This window comes from Nostoc sp. UCD121 (genome assembly GCF_014222285.1).
Classification (GTDB): Bacteria; Cyanobacteriota; Cyanobacteriia; order Cyanobacteriales; family Nostocaceae; genus Nostoc.
Window position 1 is genome coordinate 1 of record NZ_JACKZS010000309.1, and the last position, 6161, is coordinate 6161.

6 protein-coding genes are annotated in these 6161 nt (G+C 36.7%); 2 read left to right on the forward strand and 4 right to left on the reverse strand.

Annotation, left to right across the window (positions count from 1 at the left end):
• The first annotated feature begins 20 nt into the window (after positions 1-20).
• Positions 21-1124, forward strand: a complete 1104-nt coding sequence (locus tag GNF10_RS34110; RefSeq protein ID WP_185585799.1) for an AI-2E family transporter — start codon at positions 21-23, stop codon at positions 1122-1124.
• A gap of 65 nt (positions 1125-1189) precedes the next feature.
• On the opposite strand, the gene GNF10_RS34115 is transcribed toward GNF10_RS34110, so the two are convergent.
• A complete protein-coding gene (locus GNF10_RS34115; protein WP_185585800.1) occupies positions 1190-2638 on the reverse strand; it encodes a sensor histidine kinase in 1449 nt (482 codons plus the stop codon).
• 521 nt (positions 2639-3159) lie between these two features.
• On the opposite strand from GNF10_RS34115, the gene GNF10_RS34120 reads away from it, so the two are divergent.
• Complete coding sequence (locus GNF10_RS34120) at positions 3160-4761, forward strand: alkaline phosphatase (protein ID WP_185585801.1); 1602 nt, start codon at positions 3160-3162, stop codon at positions 4759-4761.
• A 125-nt stretch (positions 4762-4886) separates the two neighbouring features.
• Here GNF10_RS34120 and GNF10_RS34125 read toward each other — a convergent pair whose 3' ends face one another.
• From GNF10_RS34125 to GNF10_RS34135, 3 genes are all read right to left on the reverse strand, one after another.
• Positions 4887-5138: a hypothetical protein gene (locus GNF10_RS34125; protein ID WP_185585802.1), complete on the reverse strand. Its 252-nt coding sequence runs from the start codon at positions 5136-5138 to the stop codon at positions 4887-4889.
• 192 nt (positions 5139-5330) lie between these two features.
• Positions 5331-5642: a VapC toxin family PIN domain ribonuclease gene (locus GNF10_RS34130; RefSeq protein ID WP_311774259.1), complete on the reverse strand. Its 312-nt coding sequence runs from the start codon at positions 5640-5642 to the stop codon at positions 5331-5333.
• Between the two features lie 88 nt (positions 5643-5730).
• The gene (locus tag GNF10_RS34135) at positions 5731-5991 is read right to left on the reverse strand and encodes a DUF2281 domain-containing protein (RefSeq protein ID WP_185607398.1); all 261 of its coding nucleotides are present in this window, start codon (positions 5989-5991) and stop codon (positions 5731-5733) included.
• Positions 5992-6161: the final 170 nt, after the last annotated feature.

Genomic DNA, 6161 nt, shown 5'->3' on the forward strand with positions numbered 1-6161 from the left:
ATCTTGTGGAGTCATCACTAATGCAATCAGCAAACAAACTACCGCGATGGTTAACTATAGGATTGGCATTTCCGATTATTATTCTCAACGGTTGGCTATTGCTCCAGGTGGTGCAGTATTTTCAGCCATTGATCAGCATTATTGCCGCCGCCATTCTATTGGCTTTTGTCTTGAACTATCCAATCCAGTTTTTGCAAGAACAAGGGGTAAAACGTAACCTAGCGATCGCAGGAGTGTTGCTTTTAACTCTAGTGGTTTTAGTGGCTTTAGGCATTACCTTAGTTCCCCTAATTATCCAACAACTCGTTGAGCTAGCCAATATTTTGCCAAGTTGGATTGATTCTGGTACTCAGCAACTCCAAACTTTCCAGGATTGGGCGTTAAGTCAGCAACAGCTTCCCATTAATTTAAGCGGGTTATTTACCCAAGTTTTGGAACGATTATCTAACCAACTTCAGTCTTTCACTGGTAGAATTCTTGGTTTCGCCGTCGATACCATTGGTATTGTTCTCAATGTGTTGCTGGCGGTAGTGCTAACTGTCTATCTAATATTAAATGGCGAGCGTCTTTGGGACGGAATATTTCAGTGGTTTCCCCATAACATTGGGTTAAGATTGCGAGAATTACTGCGAGAAGACTTCCACAATTACTTTATCGGTCAAGCAACATTGGGAGCCGTATTGGGGGTGACAATTACACTGGCATTTTTGACGCTGCGAGTTCCCTTGGCTTTACTTTTTGGCATCGGGATTGGTTTATTTTCTCTCTTCCCCTTTGGTACAGGATTTGGCATTGCCATAGTAAGCCTTTTGGTGGCATTGCAAAACTTTTGGTTAGGAGTTGAAGTATTAGGTATAGCTGTTGCAATCGACCAAGTTAATTCTAATTTTGTTGCACCTCGAATTCTTGGTAATTTAACTGGTTTAAATCCCGTGTGGGTAGTGATTTCTTTGTTGTTGGGGGCAAAGTTAGGAGGGGTGCTGGGTTTGTTAATTGCAATTCCTATTGCTAGTTTTATCAAGGATACAACAGATAGCTGGCAGGCTGGAGAGTTTAATAAGATAGATGATATCGTGTCAGAACCTGTTACAGTAACCAGTGAAACAGCAGGGACTTATAGTTAGAATCCAATATCTCAACCAAGAAAAACTGACTAAGAATGTCTCTTCTTTGGTTATTGTTTGATTTCCTAAACAAGTTCAGAATTTAGGTGAATCGGAATTTCAATAATAAACTCAGTCCCTTTGCCAAAAGTTGATATACATTGCAGATGACCACCGTGTTTTTCCACAACAATTTGATAACTAATAGATAAACCTAATCCAGTTCCTTTACCAACGGGTTTAGTAGTAAAAAAGGGATCAAATAATTGCTTTTGTAGACTCTCTGGAATTCCCGGACCATTATCAGAAATGCAAATAATTACTTGATTGTCATCAGTGAGTTGAGTCCGAATACAAATTTTTCCTTTATCCTTTAACAATGATGAATGACTAATACTTCGACTTCGCTCAGTACAAGTGACAAATGACTCTTCTATAGCATCAATAGCATTCGCTAAAATATTCATAAATACCTGATTGAGTAATCCAGCATAGCACTCCACTTGGGGAAGATTGCCGTATTCTTTAATTATGTTGATGTTTTCACCTATTTGGTTATTTTGAAGACGACTTTGTAAGATTATTAGCGTACTATCAATACCTTCATGGATATCAACTAATTTTTTCTCAGATTCATCAAGACGAGAAAAATTTCGTAAAGAAAGAATAATTTGCTCGATTCGCTTAGTACCAACCTGCATAGAAGTGAGAAGACGGGGGAGATCGGTAGTTAAAAAATCCAGTTCAATTTGTGCGATCGCAGTTTTAATTTCTGTTTCTGGTTCAGGATAAGATTGTTGGTACAATCTAATAATATTTAGCAGATTTTGACTATATTCGATGGCATGAACAAGGTTCCCAGCAATAAAGTTGACAGGATTGTTGATTTCGTGTGCAATACCAGCAACAAGTTGTCCTAATGCAGCCATTTTTTCATTCTGAATTAATCGCGTATAGTTTTGCTGAAGATCGCGAAAGCCTGCTTTAGCAACTCTAGATTGTTCCTCCACCTGTTGTAGCTGAACGAGTGTTAATACATGTATTTGGGAGTAGGCTAAGAGTAATTGGTGAAAATCGACCAGCTTATATTTTCCACACGTAGTTTTAATCAAAATTGGCTCGTATGCAATTTGAGGTGGTCGTTGCAAAGTTATCTCAGTTGCTTTAACAATAGGCGTATCCTCAGAAATGGCTAATATCTCTGTCTGAAAAAACTTGTAAAGAATTTTAATCGGTTTTGTAGAAAATAAAGCCAAACTGTAGGGGGAACTCATATACTCAAAAAATTTCCGTCGTGAAATCATCCCTACATACTCTTGATTATTATTGAGGATAATTCCTGGTAATAAAGGCTCTTGCTTAAAGAGCGTAACTAAATCATTCCCTGGAAACTCTATTTCAATATGAACTTCCCAAGAGAGTAATTCTTGTAACGTTGACTCTAATCGCAAATTTGACTCATCAGCATTTGTTGTACTACTAATAGTCGATATACTCTCATGTCTTGACTGCTGAGGTAATATTTCTGGCAACATTATGAATACCCATCTCTATAATTTCAAAATTCATCAATCGTTATAAACTTATCTTTCCCAGATTGCTAACCAAAATTCACAGTGTAGATGTGGGAATATAGAGTACCTCAGCAAATCCAATACTTTTATTAAAGCGTAGACATTTAGCGGCTTATCATTAGGGGCTATTTCTCAGGTAAATTTTAATTAGGATGCGTTAGTCTAAAGCAATAACACACAATTTTCTATAGCGATGTGTTAAGCGCTAAGAGCATCTTGTGAGCTGAAAATTATATTAAAATCTTAACTTAATACAAAGGTTAGAATTTAACCTTTTTTATTGATTTTCTCGTTATTTTATTATTCAACTAAGACCACAAGCAACAAGAGTACCACCTAATGTTGTAGACTCAGTTACTTTATCTGTAAGACACACATTAAAAAATTTATTAACCCTTAGATAACTAAATCTTTACTTTTTATTATAAAAAAAGTGGTAGAAGCTTATTTTGTAATACTTTTTAAAATTGCCATTATTTAATATGGAATCTCATAAACCATTGAGGCTAAACCGTCGCCAGTTTTTGCTACGTTCAGCGATTACGGCAGGTGGAATTATATCCACAAATTTTGCATCAAAATCACAAGTTTTTGCTGAAGCACCTGCAATTATCACTTCAGATAAAATGCGTCCTGCTATACCTTATGGCGTAGCTAGCGGAGATATTTCTAACGATAGTATTGTCATTTGGAGTCGTAGCGATCGCCCCGCCAAAATGATCGTAGAATACTCTACCAGCGAATCTTTTAGAAATGTGCAGCGAGTTGTCGGGCCAAATGCTTTACAAAATAGCGACTTTACAGCACGACTTTATCTGAGAAACCTGCCACCAGACCAACAATTATTTTATCGGGTAATCTTCCAAGACTTAGATTATAAAGGCACTTACAGCGCTCCTGTAAAAGGCTCTTTCCGAACTCCCCCCAAATTTGGGCGAGATATATTCTTTGTTTGGGGTGGCGACACCGCCGGTCAGGGATGGGGGATTAATCCTGATTTTGGTGGGATGAAAATTTACGAAACCATGCGTCAACTTAATCCCGACTTTTTCATTCACTCTGGTGATAATATTTATGCCGATGGCCCCATTCAATCAGAAGTAAGGCTAGACGACGGCACAATCTGGAAAAACATCACTACACCAGAAAAATCAAAAGTAGCAGAAACTCTTACAGAATTTCGTGGCAACTATATTTACAATTTGTTGGATAGAAACATCAAGCGTTTCAACGCTGAAGTTCCGATATTGGCACAGTGGGACGACCACGAAACAAGAAACAATTGGTATCCTGGACAAACTATCCTCAACGATGACCGTTATACAGTTAAGGATGTTAACTTGCTAGCCAAAAGAGCAAAGCAAGCATTTTTGGAATATCTGCCTATTGGGTATACAACCAATGAGCCAGACAAAGCGAAAATTTATCGCTCCTTTAAGCATGGCCCATTATTAGACATTTTCATGCTGGATGAGCGTACCTATCGGGGGCCAAATAGCCCTAATAATCAGCCAGTACCAAGTAAAGACACAGAATTTACGGGTAGAACACAAATACAATGGTTAAAAAGGCAATTGCTGTCATCAAAAGCAACATGGAAAGTGATTGCTAGTGATATGCCTCTGGGATTGATAGTTAGAGATGGTAGCACCAACTTTGAAGCTTGGGCTAACGGAGATGGCCCGGCTTTAGGAAGAGAACTGGAACTTGCAGATTTACTCCGATTTATCAAAAATAAGAATATCCAGAATGTTGTTTGGTTAACTGCTGATGTACATTACGCAGCAGCTCACTATTATGACCCCAGCAAAGCACAGTTTACAGACTTTAAGCCTTTTTGGGAGTTTGTCGCCGGGCCTCTGAACTCTGGCACATTTGGGCCAAACCAACTAGAAAATACCTTTGGCCCCCAATTGATATTTCAAAGCCTTCCTCCAGGTACAAAAGCAAATCGTCCTCCAAATGAAGGTTTGCAATTCTTTGGAGGAGTCAAAATTGATGCTTATACAAAGGTGATGACTGTAACATTGCGTAACTTGGCTGGGCAGACTGTTTACAGTGTAGATTTGCCGCCAGAAAAATAAATTATCAAAAGCGTGGCGAACTATTAAAACAAGGGGTAAAATCCCCTTGTTTAAGGTAAATAAATTCTCTCTTCTCTGTATACTCTACGCCTCTGTGGTTGATTAAAAATTGTAGTCAGAGTAAGTTACCCATGAATATGAAGAAATAGGGAATAACCACTGGCAGCAAAAATAAAAAGGATAGCCGCAGGAAAAATTACTACATCCCTGACAATAAATAAAATCCAATCTTTTCTTAATTCTTGTTTAAATTTAAGTTCTCTCAGCTTTCGCTCAAGTTCTACGTCTTCTTGTAACGGCAAACTTTCAGGTGATAAAATTAGTGGGTTGTCGTCTGTACTGGCAATTATTTTTGATAAATCTGTTCTATCTGTCATGCTATTGCTAGTTCGTCTAGTATCTGATTTAGTTCAGGTGACAAATCTAAGTTTAAGCGAACCATATTTTGAATGTTAGTCATGGTTCCATCCTTGTGTAAAATCTTAAGTATATTATAGGCTAAGGCTGTCTCAATAAGTAAAGTCAGGAATTTCAGCTTTGATGGCTCAAGAATATATTTTATAATTACTTCAAAATAGGAGATTTTCAAAAGGATAACTTTGCTTCCAACGATAGGTATTAAAGTCACGTTGATCTACTGAAAAAATGCGTCCATGCCCTAAATGCTCTGCTAAAATTACTAGGGAAGCATCAGCCAAATCCATTGGAAGATCAGCATATTTTTTCATTAATTCAATAATTCGAGCAGTATGGTGAAGTTCTAAATTAAAAATCGTAAATAATTCTTGTTGCAGACTATTTAAAAAAATAATTTCAGCGTCAACTCCCTTGCGAGTTAGCAAAAGATAACAAGTTTCTGTGACAACAGACCATGTTGTAATTAAAGGTTAATTATACTGTTTTAAAGCTTGCTTTGCTCTTCCGTGGTGAGTGTCTTTTTTATCAATAAGAGCTAACCAAAATCCTGTATCAACGATGATCATATTTATTGTCTAATGTATTAGATAAAACATCTTTATATGTAGTTGATAAATTTTCGTCAACAGAACAACAACCAATTAATCCAATTTCATCAAACTTCTCATAGAGACTTTTTTCTTGACTATGATTTTCTGATTCTGGTTGTGGATAACGCTTTTTGAGTAACTGAATAAAATCAAGTAGTAATATTTGAGCTTCTTCTGGTAAAGTATCAATATCTCTAGATATTTCTTCAAATTTGATTACCATAATAAACTTTTAAATTGAGTATTTTCAGTATTATCCTATTATAGAGTAATTTTAAACCGATCGCGGCTGATAATCTAATTTATAATGACATACAGCCAAATAATATTTTAAAATTTATTAGTTAATACCAGAGGCTAGAGAAAATGAGCATTGAAGAAATTATTATAGAC